Here is a 20,836-nt window from a genome sequence, read left to right as displayed (position 1 = left end):
ATGTGACATGCCCCTACGGCCGCGCGAGCTGACGCCGTACGAAGTCCAGCTTGTCCGGGTTCACCACGACCCGCAGATGGGCGATCAGACCGTCGCGCACCTCGAACGCGACCACGCCGGCCAGCACGTCGCCCGCCCACGCGGCCAGCCCGTACTCGCCGTTGATCTCGGCCGGCGTGTACCTGAGCCCGGCCGCGAACCGCTCGGCGCCGCCCACCGCGAGCCGCGCGACCTTCTCGCGCCCCTCGACCGGCCGGCGGGCCGCGCTGATCTTGCCGCCGCCGTCGCTCGACCAGGTCACGTCCGCCGTGAGCAGCTTCTCCAGCCCGGCGAGATCCCCGTCCCGGGCCGCCCCGAGGAACGAGGCGACGAGCTCCGCCTGCCGCTCGGGCACCGGTTCGAACCGCGAGCGCTCCTCGCCGACCCGCCGCACCGCCCGCCGGTACAGCTGACGGCAGTTGGCCTCGGTCACGTCCAGCACCCCGGCGATCTCCCGGTGGCCGTAGCCGAAGGCCTCCCGCAGCACGTACACCGCCCGCTCCGTCGGCGTCAGCCGCTCCAGCAGGACCAGCAGCGCCATCGACACGGCCTCCCGCTGCTCGGCCGACTCCAGGGGGCCCAGCGTGCCGTCCGAGGTGACCACGGGCTCCGGCAGCCAGGGCCCGACATACCGCTCGCGCCGTGCCCGCGCCGATGTCAGGCGCGTGAGGCAGAGGTTGGTGACGACCTTGGCCAGCCAGGCCGCCGGATGCTCGATGCCCGCGCGATCGGCGCCGCTGAAGCGCAGATACGCGTCCTGGACGGCGTCCTCGGCCTCCTCGGCCGAGCCCAGCATGCGGTAGGCCAGCCCGAACAGACGGGGGCGGTGGAGCTCGAACTCCTCGGCGGTCGCGCTGCTCATGGCATCACCCTGCCAGAGCGTGCCGGACACGCGGTGGGGAGGCCCGGCGGCGGGCAAGGGCCGTCGTCACCGCCGCCGGACCGGTCCGAGAGATCCAAAAAGGACTAGACCATAGGGTCCACCAGGGAGGCGGTCATTGAGAAGTCCAGTGACGTCCGCTGTGAGCCAATGCACACCCCTCACCCGTATGGACGTCGATCGGGCGTGGCACACTGGCCCTGTACCAGAAGCAGCGCACTCCGGGGTCGGTGAAATTCCGAACCGGCGGTTACAGTCCGCGACCCGTCCGCTTCCAGCGGCCGGTTGACCAGGTGGAATTCCTGGACCGACGGTTAAAGTCCGGATGGGAGGCAGTGCGCGGCGGGCGGGCATTCGTGCGCGCCGCCGTATGCGCTCATCCATGTGGATGAGTCTGTCCGGCGTCGCCCCCGGTGTCCTCGCTCGTACTCTGTCGTCTTCGACAGCCCCGGAGTCCGTGCCCCCATGAGGCAGGAGGACCCGGGAAGTGTTCACCGGAATCGTCGAAGAGCTGGGCGAGATCACCGCGGTCGAGAACCTCGGCGACGCCTGTCGCTTCCGAGTGCGCGGCCCCGTCGTCACCGAGGGCGCGAAGCACGGGGACTCCATCGCCGTCAACGGCGTCTGCCTCACCGTCGTCGACCACGAGGACGACGAGTTCACCGCCGACGTCATGGCGGAGACCCTCCAGCGCTCCAGCCTCGGCGCCCTCGCGGCCGGCTCCCGCGTCAACCTCGAACGCCCCACGGCCGTCGGCGCACGCCTCGGCGGGCACATCGTGCAGGGCCATGTCGACGGCACGGGCGAGGTCCTGGAGCGCAAGCCCTCCGAGAACTGGGAGATCGTCAAGATCTCGCTCCCGGCGGACCTTTCGCGCTACGTCGTGGAGAAGGGCTCCATCACCGTCGACGGCATCAGCCTCACCGTCGTCGACGCCGGACCCGACTACTTCACGATCAGCCTCATCCCCACCACCCTCGCCCTGACCACCCTCGGCATCAAGCAGCCCGGCGACCCGGTCAACCTCGAGGTCGACGTCGTCGCCAAGTACGTCGAGCGCCTGCTCGCGAGCGGTCGGGGGGCGGCCAAGTGAACTGGCTCAACTCCAAGGCGTTCGTCATGTTCGGCCAGCACATCATCTGGTCCGACATGATCGGCAACATCCTCGGCCTGATCACCCTCGCCCTCGGCTGGCGCCGCTCGCTGCTGACCTGGCCCGTGCAGTTCCTCTCCGGCCTGGTGCTGTTCGTCGCCTTCTACGGCCACCTCGCCGGCAGTGCCGGCAAGCAGGTCGTCGTCATGGTGGTCGCCCTCTACGGCTGGTGGCGCTGGAACCGCGACAAGGACGGCTCGGCCGACGGCCACATCAACCCGCGGTTCGCCACCTGGCGCGAGCGCGGCGCGATGGTCGCCGCCGCCGCGGCCGGCACGGTCGCCGTCGCCCTGCTCTTCAAGGCGTACCCGAGCCTGTCCTGGGACCCTTGGCCCGACGCCTACATCTTCGTCGGCACCGTCGTCGCCATGTACGCACAGGCGCGCGGCATGGTCGAGTTCTGGATCGCCTGGCTCCTCGTCGACGTCGTGGGCGTGCCCCTGAACTTCGCCAACGGCTACGCCTTCTCCGGCTTCGTCTACGTCATCTACGGCGCACTCGTCCTGTGGGGCATGCGCGACTGGTGGCTGCGCTCCCGCAGGACGCCGCAGCCCGTCCTGGAAGGAGCGCCGGCATGAGTACGGCACCGATCCTGTACAGCGCGGACGGCATCGAGGACTGGTCCCTCGACCCGATCGAGCAGGCCGTCGCCGACATCGCGGCGGGCCGCCCGATCGTGGTCGTCGACGACGAGGACCGCGAGAACGAGGGCGACCTCGTCATCGCCGCCGAGAAGATCACCCCCGAGATCGTCGCCTTCATGATGAGCGAGTGCCGGGGCCTGATCTGCGCCCCCATGGAGAGCGAGGAACTCGACCGGTTGAACCTTCCGCAGATGGTCGACGACAACACCGAGTCGATGAAGACCGCCTTCACCGTCTCCGTCGACGCCTCCGGCGCCCACGGCGTGACCACCGGCATCTCCGCCGCCGACCGCGCCACCACCCTGCGGCTCCTGGCGAGCGGCGACGCCGAGCCGGGCGACTTCGTCCGCCCCGGCCACATCTTCCCGCTGCGCGCCCGCTCCGGCGGCGTGCTCGTGCGCAACGGCCACACCGAGGCCGCCGTCGACCTCGCCCGGCTCGCGGGCCTGCGCCCGGCCGGCGCGATCGTCGAGATCGCCGGTGAGGACGGCCGCATGCTGCGCCTGCCCGAACTGATCCCGTTCGCCCGCAAGCACGGCCTGACGATCATCTCCATCGAGGACCTGATCGCCTACCGCCGCAGCGCCGAGCCCACCGTCCGCCGCGAGGCCGAGACCCGGCTGCCCACCGCCCACGGCGAGTTCACCGCCTACGGCTACCGCTCCACCGTCGACGGCGTCGAGCACGTCGCCCTCGTCCACGGCGAGATCGGCGACGGCGATGACGTCCTGGTCCGCGTCCACTCCGAGTGCCTGACCGGCGACATCTTCGCCTCCCTGCGCTGCGACTGCGGCCCCCAGCTCAACGCCTCCCTGGACCGCATCCAGGAAGAGGGCCGGGGCGTGGTGGTCTACCTGCGCGGCCACGAGGGACGCGGCATCGGCCTGCTGTCCAAGCTGCGCGCCTACGAGCTCCAGGAGCGCGGCCGCGACACCCTGGACGCCAACCTGGAGCTCGGCCTGCCCGCCGACGCCCGGGACTACGGCGCCGGCGCCCAGATCCTGAAGGACCTCGGCGTCCGCAGCCTGCGTCTGATGACCAACAACCCCGACAAGACCGACGCGCTCGTCCGCCACGGCCTCAAGGTCACCGGCCGCGAGCCGATGCCCGTACAGGCGGGCGAGCACAACCTCCGCTACCTGCGCACCAAGCGGGACCGGATGGGACACGACCTGCCCTGGCTGGACACCGTCCCGGCGTCCACCTGCAACAACCAGTAACAGCACCCCGAGGAGACAGAAGAACGTGAGCGGCAAGGGCGCACCGGAGCTGTCCGTACGCAACGTCGGAGACCTGCGGGTCGCCGTCATCGCGGCGCAGTGGCACGAAAAGGTGATGGACGGCCTGGTGGACGGCGCGCTGCGCGCCCTGCACGACCTCGGCATCGACGAGCCGACCCTTCTCAGGGTCCCCGGCAGCTGGGAGCTCCCGGTGGTCGCCAAGGTCCTCGCGGGCCGCGGCTACGACGCGATCGTCGCCCTCGGCGTCGTCATCCGCGGCGGCACCCCGCACTTCGACTACGTGTGCCAGGGCGTCACCCAGGGCCTCACCCAGGTCTCCGTCGACACCGGCGTCCCGGTCGGCTTCGGCCTGCTGACCTGTGACAACGAGGAGCAGGCGCTGGACCGGGCGGGCCTTGCGGGCTCCAACGAGGACAAGGGGCACGAGGCGGTGACGGCGGCGGTGGCGACCGCGGCCACCCTCCGCTCAGTATCTGAACCGTGGCACTGAGCCAACGTCCCTTTGGCGTAGTCTGACGCTCACCATGTCCAATAAGACGTTCGAGGAGCTCTTCACCGAGCTCCAGCACAAGGCCGCCCACGGCGATCCCGCCACCTCCCGCACCGCTGAACTGGTCGGCAAGGGCGTCCATGCCATCGGCAAGAAGGTCGTCGAGGAGGCCGCCGAGGTCTGGATGGCCGCCGAGTACGAGGGCAAGGAGGCGGCCGCCGAGGAGATCTCGCAGCTGCTGTACCACGTCCAGGTGATGATGGTCGCCCGCGGCATCTCCCTGGACGACGTCTACGCCCACCTGTAAGCCGCACCACCGTTCCCACCCGAAACACACGCGAAGGAAGCCGACCTCATGCTGCGCATCGCCGTCCCCAACAAGGGTTCCCTCTCAGGACCTGCGGCGGAGATGCTGCATGAGGCCGGCTACCGGCAACGCCGCGAGTCCAAGGAACTGCGGACCGTCGACCCGACGAACGACGTCGAGTTCTTCTACCTCCGCCCCCGCGACATCGCGATCTACGTCTCCTCCGGTCAGCTCGACATCGGCATCACCGGCCGTGACCTGCTGGTCGACTCCGGCGCCGACGCCGAGGAGATCCTGCCGCTCGGCTTCGCCCGCTCCACCTTCCGCTTCGCCTCCAAGCCGGGTGCCGCGACGGGCCTGGCGGACCTCAAGGGCAAGACCGTCGCCACCTCCTACGAGGGCATCGTCGCCGGCCACCTGGCCGAGAACGGCGTCGACGCCTCCGTCGTCCACCTCGACGGCGCCGTGGAGACCGCCATCGAGCTCGGTGTCGCCGAGGTCATCGCCGACGTCGTCGAGACCGGCACCTCGCTGCGCAACGCCGGCCTGGAGGTCTTCGGCGAGCCCATCATGAAGTCCGAGGCCGTCGTCATCCGCCGCACCGGCGCGGACGGCCAGGAGCCCAAGGTGCAGCAGTTCCTGCGCAGGCTCCAGGGCGTCCTGGTGGCCAGGACGTACGTGATGATGGACTACGACTGCCGGGTCGAGCAGCTGGAGAAGGCCGTCGCGCTCACCCCCGGCCTGGAGTCCCCGACCGTCTCCCCGCTGCACAACGAGGGCTGGGTCGCCGTCCGCGCGATGGTCCCCGCCAAGGAGGCCCAGCGGATCATGGACGACCTCTACGACATCGGCGCCCGGGCCATCCTGACCACGGCCATCCACGCCTGCCGTCTGTGACAGCCGTCTCTGACACCCGCAGGAAGCCCCGGAGAGCCTGAGAGATGTCCGACCTGCCCACCCTTCCCGTCACGTTCCGGCCGGGCCGCACCCGCGCGGTCCTGCTCACCGCCGCCGTCGCGATCTTCGTCGTCATCACCGCGGTCGCGCTGCTGCTGGAGGGCCTCGGCCCGGGGGAGCGGCTCAGCTTCATCCTCACCGGCGCCCTGATGGCCGGCGTTCTGGCGCTGCTCGCCAGAGTGAAGGTGGTCGCCGACGACACCGGCGTCACCGTGGTCAACATCGCCACCCGGCGGCACCTGGACTGGCCCGAGATCCTGCACGTCAACCTGCGCCCCGGCGACCCCTGGGTGTTCCTCGACCTCAGCGACGGCACCAGCCTGCCGGCCCTCGGCATCCAGCCCGGCATCGCCAGGGACCGGGCCATCGCCGACGCGCGCACCCTGCGCGCCCTCGCCGAAGCCCGCTCGCCGAGGGATCTGCCCTAGAGACCCCGGTCTTGATTAATCTGTTGGCGGAGGCGTTTTCGTCGCGCCTCCGCCGCCGGTGCTCCCGCGGACACCGGCTGCCCCTGCTACCCGAGGAGTGACTCCCTCCAGCGATGGACGGATCGTCCTGTAGTACCTGCGCCGCCCCCTCCCGACATACCGAGGCGGCGGCATCATGACCACCCCCCTGCTGCTCCTCGGAGCGGCGTTCCTGCTGATCCTCGCGAACGGCTTCTTCGTGGCCGCCGAGTTCGGCCTGGTCACGGTCGAGTCCACGGACGCCGAGAAGGCCGCCGCCGAGGGCGACAAACGCGCCCGCAGGGTCGCCGAGTCGCTGAAGGAACTCTCCTTCCAGCTCTCCGGCACCCAGCTCGGCATCACCATCACCTCCCTCGTCGTCGGCATGCTCGCCGAACCGGCGCTGGCCCGGCTGCTGCACGGCCCGTTCACGGCCGTCGGCGTCCCCGCCGGCGCGGTCTCGGGCGTCGCGGTCGTCGTCGGGATGCTGCTGGCCTCGGCCGTGCAGATGGTGATCGGCGAACTCGTGCCCAAGAACTGGGCGGTGTCCAAGCCCATGCAGGTCGCCCGTTTCGTGGCCGGCCCGCAGCATGTCTTCGCCCGGCTGTTCCGCCCGGTCATCGCCGCGCTGAACACGGTCGCCAACCGCCTGGTGCGCGCCCTGGGCGTCGAGCCCGCCGAGGAGCTGGCCTCCGCCCGCACCCCCGGCGAACTGGTCTCCCTGGCCCGGCACTCCGCGCAGGCCGGCGCCCTGGAGCAGGACACCGCCGACCTCTTCGTGCGGACGCTGTCGCTCGCCGAGCTGACCGCCCAGCACGTCATGACCCCGCGCGTGAAGGTCAGCGCGCTGCAGTCCTCGGCGACCGCCGAGGACGTGGTCAACCTCACCCGGGCCACCGGCCTGTCCCGCTTCCCCGTCTACAAGGAGAAGATCGACGAGGTCGTCGGCATGGTCCACCTGAAGGACGCGCTCGCGGTCCCCGTGCACGAACGGCTGCGCACCCCCGTGGTCCGCATCGCCCGCCCGGCCCTGCTGGTCCCCGAGACCCTGCCGGTCCAGCCGCTGCTGGCCCAGCTGCGCAGCGAGCAGCCCATCGCGGTCGTCGTCGACGAGTACGGCGGCACGGCGGGCGTGGTGACGCTGGAGGACATCGTCGAGGAGATCGTCGGCGAGGTCCGCGACGAGCACGACGGCCAGGACGTGCCCGAGCTCGCCGCCGCCCCGCCGGAGGACGGCAAGCCCGCCTGGGACGCCGACGGCAGCTGCCGCGTCGACATCCTGCAGCGCATAGGCCTGGACGTGCCCGAGGGTCCGTACGAGACCGTCGCCGGGCTCGTCGCCGACCTGCTCGGCCGCATCCCGGCCGCCGGCGACCGGGCCGAACTGCCCGGCTGGCGGCTCACCGTGCGCCGCGTCGGCCACTACCGCGCCGAGCGGGTCCGCCTGGTGCGCACCGGCCCGGTCGTGGAGGTCGCCCGATGAGCGTGCTCCAACTCCTGTTCGCCGGCCTGCTCGTGCTCGCCAACGGCTTCTTCGTCGGCGCCGAGTTCGCCCTGGTCTCGGTCCGCCGCAGCCAGATCGAACCGCTCGGCACGGCACGGTCCCGCCAGGTCCTCTACGGCCTGGAGCGGCTGCCCCAGATGATGGCGGCGGCCCAGTTCGGCATCACGGTCTGCTCGCTGACCCTGGGCGCCGTCGCCGAACCGACGGTGGCCCACCTGCTGGAACCGGTCTTCGAGTGGATCCACCTGCCGGAGGGCATGATCCACCCGCTGGGCTATGTCATCGCGCTGGCCGCGGTGGTCTTCTTCCACCTGGTCATCGGCGAGATGGTCCCGAAGAACCTGGCCATGGCCGCCCCGGAGAAGGCCGCGCTGTGGCTGAGCCCCGGGCTGGTCTACTTCGCCCGCATCTGCAAGCCGATCACCGTGGCCCTCGGCGCCTGCGCCCGGGGCATCCTGCGGCTCTTCCGTGTCGAGCCGAAGGACGAGGTGGAGTCCGTCTTCACCAGCGAGCAGCTCAACCGGCTGGTGGAGGACGCCGGTCAGGCCGGCCTCCTCGACCCCGAGGAGCAGGAACGCCTGGAGGACGCCCTCGAGCTGGGCTCCCGCCCGGTGACGGACGTGCTCCTGAAGCGGGAGTCGCTGGTGACGGTCCCGCCGTCGGTCACCCCGGGGCGGATCGTCGAGCTGACCGCCCGCACCGGGTACTCCCGTTTCCCGGTCGCCGCGGTCAACGGCGCCTTCATGGGCTACCTGCACGTGAAGGACGTACTCGACCTGGAGGACTCCGAGCGGGCCGTGCCGCAGCAGCTGTGGCGGCCGATGACGACCCTGCGCTCCGACCTCCCGCTGGACGACGCCCTGACGGTCATGCGCCGCGCGGCCACCCATCTGGCGCAGGTGGCCGACGGGTCCGGCAAGGTGCTGGGCCTGGTGGCGCTGGAGGACGTCCTGGAGCTGCTGGTCGGCGAGGTGACGGACCCGGCGCACCGGGAGGTCCCGCCCGCCCCGCGGCTGGCCGAGCCGAAGGAAGAAGCGGCCCTGCCCGGCTGACGCGGAGTCCCCGCGCCCTGAAAGGGGTGCGGGGAACCGCGCGACAAGCCGGCTCGTAGGCGCCCGGCTCAGGTCCCCGAAGGGTCCTGCGGGCCCCGCCCGGACAGCACCTCGCCGTACGCCTGCATCAGGTCCGGCAGTCGCAGCGTCGACAAGTCGTCACGGGACAGCGCGCCCGGATACGTCGACAGCCGCAGGTCGCGGTACGCGCAGCTCTTCTCGTACAGCGTCCGCAGGAACCGTCCGTTGCCCAGCTCGTCGATCCACCCCTGGTCCACGACGTGCCCGGCGATCGAGCGCAGCTCGTCCAGCGCCTCCTCGTCCCACACGTCACCGTTGTCGGCGGCCAGCACCTCACCGATGGAGGTCAGTTCGAGGGGCCGGTAGGACGGGAAGTCGACGCGGGTGGTGAAGCGGGACGACAGTCCGGGGTTGGCGGCCAGCAGCCGGTCCATGCCCTCCGGGTAGCCGGCCAGGATCACCACCAGGTGGTCCCGGTTGTCCTCGGCCCGCTTCAGCAGGACCTGCAGCGCCTCGTCGCCGTACGCGTCGCCCTTGCCGTAGCCGGAGTTGGAGAGCGAGTAGGCCTCGTCGACGAAGAGCACGCCGCCGATGGCGGAGTCGATCAGCTCGTTGGCCTTCACGGCCGTCTGGCCCAGGTACTCGCCCACCAGGTCGGCGCGCTGGGCCTCCACCAGGTGGTCGCCGCCGAGCAGCCCGAGGGCGTAGAAGACGCGGCCCAGGATGCGGGCCACCGTGGTCTTGCCGGTGCCGGAGGGGCCGGAGAAGACGAAGTGCCGCTTGGGCGGCTGGACCGGCAGCCCCTGGCCGGTCCGCAGCCGCGCCATGTTCAGTTGCGCGGACAGCGCCTTGACCTGGCGCTTGACGGGTTCCAGGCCCACCATGCGCTCGAGCTCGGCGAGCGCCTCCTCCAGCAGCGCGGGGTCGGTGGGACCGGCGGGCAGCGGCGTGCCGGGGACGGTCTTCTCCCGCACCAGCGGATCGATCGTGGACGGCATTGACCCGGCCGGCGGCAGGTCGGGCTCGGGGAACCTGAGCTCCCGGCCGTCGGAGCCGAAGAGCGGGTCGAACCCGTCGGGGCCCTCCAGCACGTCCTGGCCGCCGGACAGCGCGATCGCCGCGAGATCGGCGGAGTCGTCGTAGCCGTCGCCCTCGGCGATCGCGGCGAGCCGGGCCGAGGTGTCCATGAAGGCGGGGTCGACGCGGTGCACGGCCCGGTACAGGGGGAGCGCGGCGGCGGAGCGGCCCGTCCCCTCGTGCGCGCGGGCCAGCCAGTAGCGCAGCTCCTTGCGCTGCGGCTGTTCGCTGCGGCAGCGCATCAGGGCGGCCGCCAGCAGGGGTTCGGCCTGGCGGTACATCTCCAGCCGGACCCGGGCCATCCCGCCGAACAGGCCCGCCTCGATGCCCAGCAGCGGGTCGTCGATCAACGGGTCGGTGTGCCGGACGAGTTGCTCCCAGTCCTTGACCAGGTAGGCGCGGCAGGCGTGCAGGAACCGGACCTGGTGGTCGGTGTCGACGGGCGGCAGCCCGGCCAGCGCCCGGTCCAGCTCCGGCACGTGGCGGCCGTCCAGCCAGTGCGAGGCGTGGGCGAGCAGCAGGTCGCGCGGGCTCTCCAGCACCGGCTGCACCCACCAGCCCAGCCAGTACCAGGAGTTGAGGGCGCGGCGGTGCCGGGCGCGCTGTTCCCCGAAGCGGTCCCGGTGGCGGAACATCCTGAGCAGCGCGGTCGTCGTGTCGACGCGCAGCGCGTGCAGCCCGAGCCAGCCGTCGGCCATCCCGGGGTCCATCCGCACCGCGGCCCGGAACTCCTCCTCCGCCTGTGGATAGGCGCCCATCGTGTAGGCGTCCACACCTCGCAGCCAGGCGAGGTCGGCCGGGGCCTCGGGGCCCTGCGTGCCGAAGTCCATCACGTCCCCCACAAACCGTGCCCCCGTCGGTTGGCCGCCGGGCGGTCACCCGGTGGCCTCCTTGATCGAACCGCCGTACCGCGGACCGGAGTTGCGGTGCGCGCAGCCGTCGTCCTAGGTCGCACCGAGGGCATCGTACCTGCGCTGTGTCGCCCGTCGAAGGGTGCCGCACAGGACGTTTGGCGAGGTGGGAGCGGATGAGCCCCGGATCGGACGGTGACCGAGGGTGAGCAAAACGCGGCGCACAGCGTCCGGATGGGCGGCTGAGGGCAGAACGAAGCCCCCGATCACGGGGGAACAACCGGGGGCTTCGCGTGCGTGGGCGGCCGCGCTTGACCGCACATTGGAAACGTAAGACCTGTACGGCCCCTCGGTCAAGCCGAGTTGAGGCCCTCCGGGAAGTTCCCGCGCGCCGATCTTCACAAGTTCAGCACACTGCGGATGGTCCGTCACTGTGCGTGTTCGCCTGGTCCGGTCCAAGTGTGTGCGCGGGTCCCGGCAGCACCACATATCCCTTTTCGCCCTGCCGTACCAGCAGGTCGGCGAAGGGCCGGGAGGGATCCTCGGCGAAGTGCCGCCGTTCCGCGCGGACCCACGCGGCCCAGAACTCCCGCTGCTCCTCCCCGTCCCGCAGGCGCCCTCGATTCCAGGACTCCTCGTGCGGCAACTCCATCCACAGCAGCTGGGCGAGGTGCGGGCGCAGGGCGCTGCGGCCCGCGCCGACGCCCTCGACGAGGATCACGGGGGCCGGCGGCAGGGCCCGGGGGGCGGTGGGGCGGCGGGCCCGCCAGTCGTAGGGGGCGTAGTGGGCGGTCTCGCCGCGCAGGAGCGGGTCGATCACCTCGGCCCGGAGCCGGCCGGTCCACGCGAACAGCTCGTCGTGGGTGGCGATGTCGTCGAGGTGCAGCACCGGGGCGTCGTCCAGGGCCCGGGCCAACCGCCCGGCGAACGTGGTCTTCCCCGACCCGGCGTGTCCGTCGACGCCGACCAGACGGACCGGGCCGCAGGACGGGGGCAGCCGGCGGAGCAGGGAGGCGAGGTGCTGAATCGTCGTTCCTTGACTCGGGGGAGGGGTGGGGTCCTCGGGGCCAGTCTAGACCGGCCCCGGCCGCGTCCTGGCAGGTGACGCCAGTGGTGCAGACCAATATTGATGCGCGCGGCACGGCCCGAAGTGCTGGCCGCGGGGCCGGTCGGCGGCCATAGTGGGCGCACAACGGTGCATGTCAAAAGTGGTGCACCGCTGTGCGATCGGACCTGCCCCGACTCGGACACCTGGGGGTCATCCCACCCATGAGCAGAGCCGAACAGCCGTCCCGCCGAACCGTTCTCGCCGCGGCGGTCGCCGCGGCGGTGGCCGGCCCCTCGGTCACCCAGGGCGTGGCCGACGCGGCGGACACCGCCGAGGAGCCCGCCCGCACGGTGGACTACCGTGCCTGGACCTCGTACACCGACTGGCGCGCCGGCAGCGCGCAGGGCGCCCGTGCCGTCGCGGGGGTGCGTCCCGGCGTCGTCCTCGCGCACCCGGCCGGCACGGTGGACTACACCGACCCGCACACCGGCAGGACCGCCTCCTGGGAGTACGCGACCTGGACCTCCCCGGTGCACCGGCTGCGGGTGCCGGCCACCGAGGCGATCGCCTCCTGGAACGCGCACACCCCGGCCGGCACCTGGCTCCAGGTCGAACTGCACGGCACGTACTCCGACGGCACCGAGACCCCCTGGTACGTGATGGGCCGCTGGGCGGCGGGCGACGAGGACATCAGGCGGACCTCGGTCGACGGCCAGGGCGACGGCAGGAGCAGCATCTGGACCGACACCTTTGCCGTCGACGACGCCACCACCGGGCTGCGCCTGGTCGCCTACCGCCTCCGCCTCACCCTCTACCGCAGGCCCGGCACCGACCTCACCCCCACCGTGTGGCGGCTCGGCGCGATGGGCTCCGACGTCCCCGACCGCTTCACCGTCCCGGCCTCCACCCCCGGCCCGGCCAAGGAGCTGCTCGTCCCGCGGTACTCGCAGGAGATCCACAAGGGCCAGTACCCCGAGTACGACAACGGCGGCGAGGCGTGGTGCAGCCCCACCTCCTCGCAGATGATCATCGAGTACTGGGGCGGGCGGCTCACCCCCGAGCAGCTGTCCTGGGTGGACCCCTCCTACGCCGACCCGCAGGTCGATCACGCGGCCCGCTACACCTACGACTACCAGTACGAGGGCTGCGGCAACTGGCCGTTCAACGCCGCCTACGCGGCCACGTACAAGGGACTGCAGGGCGTCGTCACCCGGCTCGGCTCGCTCACCGACCTGGAGACGCTGATCGGCGCCGGCATCCCGGCCATCACGTCCCAGTCGTTCCTCAAGGGGGAGCTGACCGGGGCCGGTTACGGCACCGCGGGGCACCTGATGACCGTCATCGGCTTCACCGCCGACGGCGACGTGATCGCCAACGACCCGTTCTCGCCGGACGACGAGGCGGTGCGACGGGTGTACGCGCGGCGGGAATTTGAGAACATCTGGCTGCGGACCAAGCGGTACAACGCCTCGGGCAAGGTCGTCTCGGGCAGCGGCGGCGTCTGCTACCTGTACTTCCCCGCGCGGCTCGGCATCCGTATGCGCAGGGCGCTGGCCGCGGTGGGTGTGCGCTGACGGCACGGTGGGAGCGTGCAGGCCCCGGACGAACCGGGGCCTGCACGCTGTGACCGACGTCTCCGCCGCGAAAGCCGTCCGGGGTGGCAAGGTGGACAGAAGGGTGGGGGGAGTCCACCGCACGCGTCCGACCTCAGTGAGACACCATGACCGCACACTCCGCCACCGCCGTCCGCACCCGCACCGGCGGTCCCGGGAACGACGGCTCGAAGGTCCTCGAGCACGTCATGGGCTGGACCCTCGTCATGGTCGTCGCCATGCTCGTCACCCAGCTCGGCCTGCTGTGATCCGGCGGGGGACGGCCCGCGTCCGCCGCGCGCCCGCTCGTCGATCAGAGTCGAACGAGTGGACGTTGTTGTTCTGACATACTTCGGATGTCCCGCCACCCCGCCCGAGACCAGGGTCGAAATTGAAGATCAGCGAACGGCGCGACGGCGCCCGTCCCCGAGCGCGCGGCACCGAACGCTCGCTGGCGCGCCGCGCCGAACTCATCGCCATCGGGCGGAAGTTGTTCGCCGACACCTCCTACGACGCACTGTCCATGGACGACATAGCCAAGCAGGCGCGGGTCGCCAAGGGGCTGATCTACTACTACTTCCAGTCCAAGCGCGGCTACTACCTGGCGATCATCCACGACTCGGTCGCCGACCTCGTCAGTTTCGCGGCGAGCGGCGTCGAACTGGAGCAGCTGGACCGGGTCCACCGCACCATGGAGAGCTATCTGCGCTGGGCCGAGCACAACCAGGCCGCCTACCGCACGATCGTCAGCGGCGGGGTCGGCTTCGACGCCGAGGTGCAGGCCATCCGGGACGGGGTGCGCGAGGCGATCGTGGCCACCATCGCCGACGGCGCCTACGGCCGCACCGACATCTCGCCGCTCGCCCGCATGGGCCTGTTCAGCTGGGTGTGCGGCGTCGAGGGCGCCGTCCTCGACTGGATCGACCGCCCCTCGCTCACCCGTGACCAGATGCGCGAACTGCTGGTCAAGAACCTCGGCGGCTCGATGCGCGCCGTCGAGGAACTCGACCCGGCCTACCCGGCCCCGGCCCCGGCCCGCCGCGACACCTGAGGCGAGGCGCCCGGGACGGTCCCGCGCCCTTGCCCCAAGTGCCTTGCGCTCACGGTCAGTTGATGGCCTTGATCAGCTCCCCGCTCGCCGTGTCCCCGCTCAGCTCCCAGAAGAACGTGCCGCCGAGCTCCTGCTGGTTCTTGTACGTCATCTTCGTCGCGATGGTCGAGGGCGTGTCGTAACTCCACCAGTCGCTGCCGCACTTGGCGTAGGCGGTGCCGCCCACCGTGCCGTTCGCCGGGCACTTGGCCTTGAGGACCTTGTAGTCCTCGATGCCCTGCTCGTAGGTGCCCGCCGCCGGGCCGGTCGCCGTGCCGCCCGGTGCGGCCTGGGTCACGCCCGTCCAGCCGCGGCCGTAGAAGCCGATGCCGAGCAGCAGCTTGGCGGCCGGAACGCCCAGTCCCCTGAGCTTGGCGATGGTGGCCGACGTGTTGAACTCGGGCTTGGGGATGCCCGGGTAGGAGGTCAGCGCGGAGTGCGGGGCCGTCGGGCCGCTCGCGTCCCAGGCGCCGAAGTAGTCGTACGTCATCGGGTTGTACCAGTTCACGTACGGGGCCGCGCCCGCGTAGTCCGCCGCGTCGATCCGGCCCCCGGCGGTGGCGTCGGCGGTGATCGCGGCGGTGACGAGCGCGCCGCCGCCGAACTTCGAACGCAGCGCCGCCATCAGGTTCTTGAAGGCTTCCCGGCCGCTGGAGTCGCAGGTGTTGCCGCAGGCGTTGGGGTACTCCCAGTCGATGTCGATGCCGTCGAACAGGCCCGCCCACTTGGGGTTGTTCACCAGGTCGTAGCAGGACTGGGCGAACGCGGCCGGGTTCTTCGAGGCCTCACCGAAGCCGCTGGACCAGGTCCAGCCACCGAAGGACCAGATGATCTTCAGTCCCGGGTGCTTCTTCTTCAGCTTCAGCAGCTGGTTGAAGGTGCCGCGCAGCGGCTGGTCCCAGGTGTCGGCGACCCCGTCCACCGACTCGGCGGCGGTGTAGGCGCGGTCGGTCGCCGCGTAGGAGTCGCCCATCGCGCACTTGCCGCCGGTGACGTTGCCGAAGGCGTAGTTGATGTGCGTGAGCTTCGCCGCCGAGCCGGAGGTCTCGATGTTCTTGACGTAGTACTTGCGGTCGTAGGTGCCCCATTCGGTGAAGTAGCCGACGACCTTGGAGCCGGCCGCCTCCCGGGCCGAGGGCTCCGCGGTGGCCGTGCTCGCGCCGGCCAGCAGCCCGGCGCCGAGAGCGGCGCAGCAGGCGGCGGACAGCAGTGCCCGGAAGCGGGCGTGGTGGGGGAAGTGCATCGGGTGTCTCCTCGTGGGGGAGAGGGGAACGCGCGCCGATTGGCATGAACGCGGTAAAGCGTTGGTCATGAACCCTAGGAGGACTAGACCAGTCGGGTCAATGGTGCGGACCAATGAGGTGCCGGCCGGAACGCGTCGTGAGCCGCTTCGGATATTCTTGAAGTAAGCGGTCGTTAACTGGTGACGGGATGGCCCCGATCGGGCATACTCACAGCGCACAGCCGCTGGTCAGCAGCTTCCGAGACCCGGGAGGGCGAGCGTCGGCTGGGCCCGTGGAAGACCCGGCGGCCGCCCCCACCCAAGGCGCACGTCCGCCGATGTGCCCGAAAGAGGGAGGAGAGCGTCGCCATGCCCGATCGCGCCGCGCAGCCGGTGGACCGTCAACTGCCCACGGACGAGGCCCGGGATCTGATCTCGCTCGTCCGCGACATCGCCCAGCGCGAGATCGCTCCGAAGGCGGCCGAGGAGGAGGACGCGGGACGCTTCCCGCGCGAGGTCTTCACGCTGCTGTCCAAGGCGGGACTGCTCGGTCTGCCCTACGACTCCGAGTGCGGCGGAGGCGACCAGCCCTACGAGGTCTACCTCCAGGTGCTCGAGGAGCTCGCCGCGGCCCGTCTCACCGTGGGCCTCGGAGTCAGCGTCCACACCCTCGCCTGCTACGCGCTCGCCGCCTACGGCTCCAAGCAGCAGCAGATCGAGTACCTGCCCGCGATGCTCGGCGGGGGCCTGCTGGGGGCGTACTGCCTCTCGGAGCCGTCCTCCGGCTCGGACGCGGCCTCCCTGCGAACGAGGGCGGTGCGGGACGGCGAGGACTGGGTGATCACCGGCACCAAGGCCTGGATCACGCACGGCGGGATCGCCGACTTCTACACGGTCATGGCCCGCACGGGCGAGGAGGGGCCGCGCGGCATCACCGCGTTCCTGGTCCCGGGCGACGCCGAGGGCCTCAGCGGCGCGGTGCCCGAGAAGAAGATGGGCATGAAGGGCTCACCGACCGCCCAGGTTCACTTCGACGGGGTGCGGGTGCCCGACGAGCGGCGCATCGGGGAGGAGGGCCAGGGCTTCGCGATCGCCCTGTCCTCGCTCGACTCCGGCCGGCTCGGCATCGCGGCCTGTGCGATCGGCCTGGCCCAGGCCGCGCTCGACGAGGCGGTCGCGTACGCCACCGACCGGCGGCAGTTCGGACGGCCGATCGCCGACTTCCAGGGCCTGCGCTTCATGATCGCCGACATGGCGACCCAGATCGAGGCGGGCCGGGCGCTGTATCTGACCGCCGCGCGGCTGCGCGACGCCGGACGGCCGTTCGCCAAGGAGGCGGCGATGGCCAAGCTGCACTGCACCGACACGGCCATGAAGGTCACCACGGACGCCGTGCAGATCCTCGGCGGCTACGGCTACACCGCCGACTTCCCGGCCGAGCGCTACATGCGCGAGGCCAAGGTCCTGCAGATCGTCGAGGGCACCAACCAGATCCAGCGGATGGTCATCGCCCGTCACCTCGCGGGTCCGGAAACCCGCTGAACTCGCCGGTTCTGACCTGCGGCGCCGCGAGCCGGGCCCACTCGGGGTCGTGGCGCCCGGGCAGGGTGCGGCCCCGGTCGGCCCAGGCGCGCAGCAGATCACGGTAGATGGGCGGGTCCTGGGGCGGCGCCGGGGGACGCGGAACCGTTCCTGTGGGCGGAGGCACGAACACCCGGCGCTGCCGCTGGGCCGCTGCGTAGGTCGAGGTCATACCAAGGCAACGGAAAGGCAATGGGGCAGGTCACCCGTCCCCGGAATCGACCGTGAGTTCGCGGTTGTCCGCCCGCGGATCTGGTGGGTCGACGCCACCTGACGTACCGTCAGCCAAGCCGTCCCCAGGGAGGTGTGGCATGGCCGACGACCGTCCCGTACCGCTCGACGAGTACCCCGTGCACCAGGTCGCCCTGTCCATGAGGCACGTCGCGACCGGCGACCGCAACGCCTACGACCGGTGCATCTTCCATGTCCTCGACCACGAGGGACGGGCGCTGCTGATCACCGGTCTCGGCGTCTACCCGAACGTCGGCGTCATCGACGCCTACGCGACCCTGCGCACCGGCGACATGCTGCACGCCGTCCGGGCGTCGGACGCGCTCGGCGAGGACCGCATGCGGCTCTCGGTGGGCCCGCTGCGCATCGAGGTGGAGGAGCCGCTGCGCCGGATCCGGCTGCGCTGCGACGACGAGTCGTTGTCGTACGACCTCTTGTGGACCGCCGGCTTCCCCGCTCTGTGGGAGCCCCACCACCTCCAGCGCCGCGGCGACCGGCTCACCCTGGAAGGGCGCCGCTTCGTGCAGGCGGGGAGCGTGGAGGGGGTCGTCCGGGCCGCCGGGGAGGAGTTCCGCGTCACGGCCGGCGGCTGGACGGGCACCCGCGACCGCAGCTGGGGCGTACGGCCGCTGCCGGGGGAGGAGGGCGGCCGGCTCGCCGAGGAGCACCCCACCGAGGGCTTCCACTGGCTGTGGTGCCCGGTCCGCTTCGAGGACCGGTTCCTGATGGTGATCGTGCAGGAGGACGCCGACGGCTACCGCACCCTCAACGACGCCACCCTCGTCCGCCCCGGCCACCGCGATCGTCAACTGGGCTGGCCCCAGCCCGAGATCACCTACCGCCCGGGCACCCGTCACCCCGAGCGCGCCCTCGTCCACCTCGGCGACCCGCGCAAGCCCCAGGAGCTGGAGGTGGAGATCCTCACCTCCTCCCCGCTCGCCGTCGGCGCCGGCTACCCGCCCGCCGACGACTGGCAGCACGGCACCTGGCGCGGCCGGGGCTGGACCGACCGGCGCACCTACGACCTGACGGCGGTGCACCCGCTCGCCGCCTACGGGGTCACCGACCACGCGGCACGCTTCCGCCTGGACGGGCGGGTGGGACACGGCATCTTCGAGCACGGCTCGTTCGGGCGGCACGACCCGAGCGGCTTCACGGACTTCACATCGGTCGCACCCTAGGCGGTATGTGACATGGCACCCACCGCGCCGCGTCCCCGCACCACCACCCGTGACCCCGAGGACATCGCCCGCCGCCTCACCGCCTGGCTCGGCACCCGCCTGCCCGGCGCCAAGGCGACCGGCGTCCGCGTCCCGGAGTCCAACGGCATGTCCAGCGAGACCCTGCTCTTCGACCTCGAGCACCCCGAACCCCCACTGCGCGCCTGCGCGTTGAGACTGGCGGCCGATCCCGCGGCGTACACCGTCTTCCCGGTGTACGACATGCCGCGCCAGTACCGCACCATGCGCCTGGTCGCCCGGCACACCGACCTGCCGGTGCCGAGGGTGCTGTGGCTGGAGGAGGACCGAGCACCGCTCGGCGCGCCGTTCTTCGTCATGGAGCGGGTGGCGGGACGCGTGCCGCCGGACGTCATGCCGTACACCTACGAGGGCAACTGGCTGCACGCGGCGAGCGACGCCGAGCGCGGGCACCTGGAGGCCGCCTCGATCGGGCTGCTCGCCCGACTGCACGACCAAGTACCGCCGGAGCAGGCCGAGTTCCTCGCGCTTCCCGGCGAGGGCGACGCGCTGCACCGCCATGTCGAGGCCCAACGCGCCTACTACGACTGGGTCGTCGACGGACGCGCCCGTTCACCCCTCATCGAGGCGGCCTTCGACCGGCTCGCCCGGACCTGGCCCGCCGATCCGGGCCCACCGGTCCTCAACTGGGGCGACGCACGCATCGGAAACGTCGTCTACGACGGGTTCGAGCCCGTCGCCGTCCTGGACTGGGAGATGGCGGCCCCGGCCCCGCGCGAGGTCGACCTCGGCTGGACCGTCTACCTGCACCGCTTCTTCCAGGACCTGACGGTCTCCTTCGGCCAGCGGGGCCTGCCGGACTTCCTGCGCCGCGACCGCGTCGAGGCCCGCTACGCCGAACTCACCGGCCACACACCGCGCGACATGGACTTCTACATCCTGTACGCGGCCCTGCGGCAGGCGATCGTCATGCTGCGCGTCGCCTACCGGCAGGTGCACTTCGGCGAGGCCGTGGTCCCCGCGGACCCGGACACACTGATCCTGCACCACGGCAGTCTGCGCGCCATGGTGCAGGGCAGTTACCGGTACTGAGCGGGCTCAGGCGGCCTGGCGACGCATCACCGGCACGCGCATCGGGCGCGAGGCCGGGCCGCCGACGTGCGAGAAGGGCTGCGTACGCCAGTCGAGCCCCTGAGGGAGCGTCAACAGCAGTGCGGTGTCCTGCTCCTGGGGCTCGGCCGACTCGTCGGCCGAGCGCGCCTCGGTGGCCTGGCGGCCGGTGCCGGTGCAGACGGTGAGGCCGAACGGATTCCACGGCGAGGCGCACAGCGCGTGCTCCGGCAGCACCTCCTCGTCGGCCAGCAGCGCGATGGGCTGGGCGCAGTCCGGGCAGATCACCCGGTACATCTCGAAGGTGTCGTACGCGTCGAGCTCGTCGTCGAACTCGTCGGGTTCGACGCCCTCCGGCTCGGGCTCGACCACCGGCTGGAGCCGCTTGGGCGCGGTACGACCAGGGCGCTTAAGACTCTGCATGGATAACTCCCCCTTGGGCTGGGGCCGTGAAGGCGCTGCGGCCTCGACCACAGCAAGCACTTCCCGCCCGGTCTCGGCGGTAATCACGAGACCATCACGCAGACGCGTCCGGGGGTGTGGCGTTCGTCACATGCCGTGCGCAGGTGCCCGCGGCGGAGGCCCACATCACGAACCGGGCATGACCTGGGGTGCTGAGGTATCGGAGGAGATCAAGCGCCCTGTAGGTTCTTGCGCCATGGAGGAGCTCGACCGACAGATCGTTCAGCTGCTCGTCAAGGACGGGCGGATGAGCTACACGGACCTGGGCAAGGCCACGGGCCTGTCCACGTCTGCCGTGCACCAGCGGGTGCGGCGGCTGGAACAGCGGGGCGTCATCCGCGGCTATGCCGCGGTCGTCGACCCCGAGGCGGTCGGACTGCCCATGACCGCGTTCATCTCGGTCAAGCCCTTCGACCCCAGCGCCCCCGACGACATCGCCGAACGGCTCGCGGGAGTGCCCGAGATCGAGGCGTGCCACAGCGTCGCGGGCGACGAGAACTACATCCTCAAGGTGCGCGTGGCCACCCCCCACGAGCTGGAGGAGCTGCTGGCCCGGCTGCGGTCCCTGGCCGGGGTCTCGACCCGGACGACGGTGGTGCTGTCCACGCCCTACGAGGCCCGGCCCCCGCGCATCTGAAA

General features: G+C 71.4%; 22 protein-coding genes and 1 riboswitch. Of the genes, 16 read left to right on the top strand and 6 right to left on the bottom strand.

The genetic code is table 11. The features are described 5' to 3' along the window. Window positions 1-13 precede the first annotated feature (13 nt). On the bottom strand, window positions 14-901 hold the full coding sequence (locus M8J74_RS08945; RefSeq protein WP_249835876.1) for an RNA polymerase sigma-70 factor: 888 nt from the start codon (window positions 899-901) through the stop codon (window positions 14-16). A 230-nt stretch (window positions 902-1,131) separates the two neighbouring features. Then, window positions 1,132-1,262, top strand: a riboswitch (FMN riboswitch). Between the two features lie 144 nt (window positions 1,263-1,406). On the opposite strand from M8J74_RS08945, the gene M8J74_RS08940 reads away from it, so the two are divergent. The 9 genes from M8J74_RS08940 (at window position 1,407) to M8J74_RS08900 (ending at window position 8,713) form a co-directional block, all read left to right on the top strand. Further along, window positions 1,407-2,012 (top strand): riboflavin synthase, encoded by a 606-nt coding sequence (locus tag M8J74_RS08940; protein ID WP_249835875.1) that lies wholly within the window; start codon window positions 1,407-1,409, stop codon window positions 2,010-2,012. Continuing rightward, window positions 2,009-2,650: a nicotinamide mononucleotide transporter family protein gene (locus M8J74_RS08935; RefSeq protein WP_249835874.1), complete on the top strand. Its 642-nt coding sequence runs from the start codon at window positions 2,009-2,011 to the stop codon at window positions 2,648-2,650. The genes M8J74_RS08940 and M8J74_RS08935 overlap by 4 nt, the downstream gene beginning before the upstream one ends. Beyond that, window positions 2,647-3,936: a bifunctional 3,4-dihydroxy-2-butanone-4-phosphate synthase/GTP cyclohydrolase II gene (locus tag M8J74_RS08930; protein ID WP_249835873.1), complete on the top strand. Its 1,290-nt coding sequence runs from the start codon at window positions 2,647-2,649 to the stop codon at window positions 3,934-3,936. Before M8J74_RS08935 ends, M8J74_RS08930 begins: the two co-directional genes overlap by 4 nt. Before the next feature lie 25 nt (window positions 3,937-3,961). Beyond that, window positions 3,962-4,447, top strand: a complete 486-nt coding sequence (gene ribH / locus M8J74_RS08925) for a 6,7-dimethyl-8-ribityllumazine synthase (RefSeq protein WP_249835872.1) — start codon at window positions 3,962-3,964, stop codon at window positions 4,445-4,447. 34 nt (window positions 4,448-4,481) lie between these two features. Continuing rightward, window positions 4,482-4,754, top strand: a complete 273-nt coding sequence (locus M8J74_RS08920) for a phosphoribosyl-ATP diphosphatase (RefSeq protein ID WP_030946750.1) — start codon at window positions 4,482-4,484, stop codon at window positions 4,752-4,754. Between the two features lie 48 nt (window positions 4,755-4,802). After that, entirely contained in the window at window positions 4,803-5,651 is an 849-nt protein-coding gene (gene hisG / locus M8J74_RS08915; protein WP_249835871.1) for an ATP phosphoribosyltransferase, read from the top strand. A 44-nt stretch (window positions 5,652-5,695) separates the two neighbouring features. Beyond that, window positions 5,696-6,139 (top strand): PH domain-containing protein, encoded by a 444-nt coding sequence (locus tag M8J74_RS08910; protein ID WP_058926551.1) that lies wholly within the window; start codon window positions 5,696-5,698, stop codon window positions 6,137-6,139. A gap of 175 nt (window positions 6,140-6,314) precedes the next feature. Next, a complete protein-coding gene (locus tag M8J74_RS08905) occupies window positions 6,315-7,640 on the top strand; it encodes a hemolysin family protein (RefSeq protein WP_249835870.1) in 1,326 nt (441 codons plus the stop codon). Beyond that, window positions 7,637-8,713, top strand: a complete 1,077-nt coding sequence (locus tag M8J74_RS08900) for a hemolysin family protein (protein WP_249835869.1) — start codon at window positions 7,637-7,639, stop codon at window positions 8,711-8,713. Before M8J74_RS08905 ends, M8J74_RS08900 begins: the two co-directional genes overlap by 4 nt. A 68-nt stretch (window positions 8,714-8,781) precedes the next feature. Here the strand turns inward: M8J74_RS08900 and M8J74_RS08895 are convergent, their stop codons facing one another. Both M8J74_RS08895 and M8J74_RS08890 read right to left on the bottom strand, forming a co-directional pair. Continuing rightward, the gene (locus M8J74_RS08895) at window positions 8,782-10,641 is read right to left on the bottom strand and encodes an AAA family ATPase (RefSeq protein WP_249835868.1); all 1,860 of its coding nucleotides are present in this window, start codon (window positions 10,639-10,641) and stop codon (window positions 8,782-8,784) included. A 427-nt stretch (window positions 10,642-11,068) separates the two neighbouring features. Beyond that, window positions 11,069-11,689, bottom strand: coding sequence for a uridine kinase family protein (locus M8J74_RS08890; protein ID WP_249835954.1), 621 nt, complete (start codon window positions 11,687-11,689; stop codon window positions 11,069-11,071). A 242-nt stretch (window positions 11,690-11,931) separates the two neighbouring features. On the opposite strand from M8J74_RS08890, the gene M8J74_RS08885 reads away from it, so the two are divergent. From M8J74_RS08885 to M8J74_RS08875, 3 genes are all read left to right on the top strand, one after another. Continuing rightward, the gene (locus M8J74_RS08885; RefSeq protein ID WP_249835867.1) at window positions 11,932-13,284 is read left to right on the top strand and encodes a C39 family peptidase; all 1,353 of its coding nucleotides are present in this window, start codon (window positions 11,932-11,934) and stop codon (window positions 13,282-13,284) included. A 146-nt stretch (window positions 13,285-13,430) separates the two neighbouring features. Next, window positions 13,431-13,571, top strand: coding sequence for an SCO1431 family membrane protein (locus tag M8J74_RS08880; protein WP_107416191.1), 141 nt, complete (start codon window positions 13,431-13,433; stop codon window positions 13,569-13,571). A 122-nt stretch (window positions 13,572-13,693) separates the two neighbouring features. After that, window positions 13,694-14,353 (top strand): TetR/AcrR family transcriptional regulator, encoded by a 660-nt coding sequence (locus M8J74_RS08875; RefSeq protein WP_249835866.1) that lies wholly within the window; start codon window positions 13,694-13,696, stop codon window positions 14,351-14,353. 55 nt (window positions 14,354-14,408) lie between these two features. On the opposite strand, the gene M8J74_RS08870 is transcribed toward M8J74_RS08875, so the two are convergent. Beyond that, a complete protein-coding gene (locus M8J74_RS08870; RefSeq protein WP_249835865.1) occupies window positions 14,409-15,635 on the bottom strand; it encodes a glycoside hydrolase family 18 protein in 1,227 nt (408 codons plus the stop codon). Window positions 15,636-15,983: 348 nt separating this feature from the next. Between M8J74_RS08870 and M8J74_RS08865 the strand changes: the two genes are divergently transcribed. Beyond that, window positions 15,984-17,156: an acyl-CoA dehydrogenase gene (locus M8J74_RS08865; protein ID WP_249835864.1), complete on the top strand. Its 1,173-nt coding sequence runs from the start codon at window positions 15,984-15,986 to the stop codon at window positions 17,154-17,156. Here the strand turns inward: M8J74_RS08865 and M8J74_RS08860 are convergent. Next, on the bottom strand, window positions 17,119-17,367 hold the full coding sequence (locus tag M8J74_RS08860; RefSeq protein ID WP_107416192.1) for a hypothetical protein: 249 nt from the start codon (window positions 17,365-17,367) through the stop codon (window positions 17,119-17,121). The two genes, M8J74_RS08865 and M8J74_RS08860, sit on opposite strands and share 38 nt — an antisense overlap. 139 nt (window positions 17,368-17,506) lie before the next feature. On the opposite strand from M8J74_RS08860, the gene M8J74_RS08855 reads away from it, so the two are divergent. Both M8J74_RS08855 and M8J74_RS08850 read left to right on the top strand, forming a co-directional pair. After that, the gene (locus tag M8J74_RS08855) at window positions 17,507-18,607 is read left to right on the top strand and encodes an Rv3169 family protein (RefSeq protein WP_249835863.1); all 1,101 of its coding nucleotides are present in this window, start codon (window positions 17,507-17,509) and stop codon (window positions 18,605-18,607) included. A 12-nt stretch (window positions 18,608-18,619) separates the two neighbouring features. Continuing rightward, window positions 18,620-19,717, top strand: a complete 1,098-nt coding sequence (locus tag M8J74_RS08850; protein ID WP_249835862.1) for a phosphotransferase family protein — start codon at window positions 18,620-18,622, stop codon at window positions 19,715-19,717. A gap of 6 nt (window positions 19,718-19,723) precedes the next feature. On the opposite strand, the gene M8J74_RS08845 is transcribed toward M8J74_RS08850, so the two are convergent. After that, entirely contained in the window at window positions 19,724-20,158 is a 435-nt protein-coding gene (locus M8J74_RS08845) for a hypothetical protein (RefSeq protein WP_249835861.1), read from the bottom strand. Window positions 20,159-20,393: 235 nt separating this feature from the next. Between M8J74_RS08845 and M8J74_RS08840 the strand changes: the two genes are divergently transcribed. After that, window positions 20,394-20,834, top strand: coding sequence for an Lrp/AsnC family transcriptional regulator (locus tag M8J74_RS08840; RefSeq protein WP_030677853.1), 441 nt, complete (start codon window positions 20,394-20,396; stop codon window positions 20,832-20,834). Window positions 20,835-20,836: the final 2 nt, after the last annotated feature.

It is taken from the genome of Streptomyces panaciradicis (assembly GCF_023516615.1).
Taxonomy (GTDB): Bacteria; Actinomycetota; Actinomycetes; order Streptomycetales; family Streptomycetaceae; genus Streptomyces; species Streptomyces panaciradicis.
This window is presented reverse-complemented; position numbering and strand designations above follow the sequence as displayed.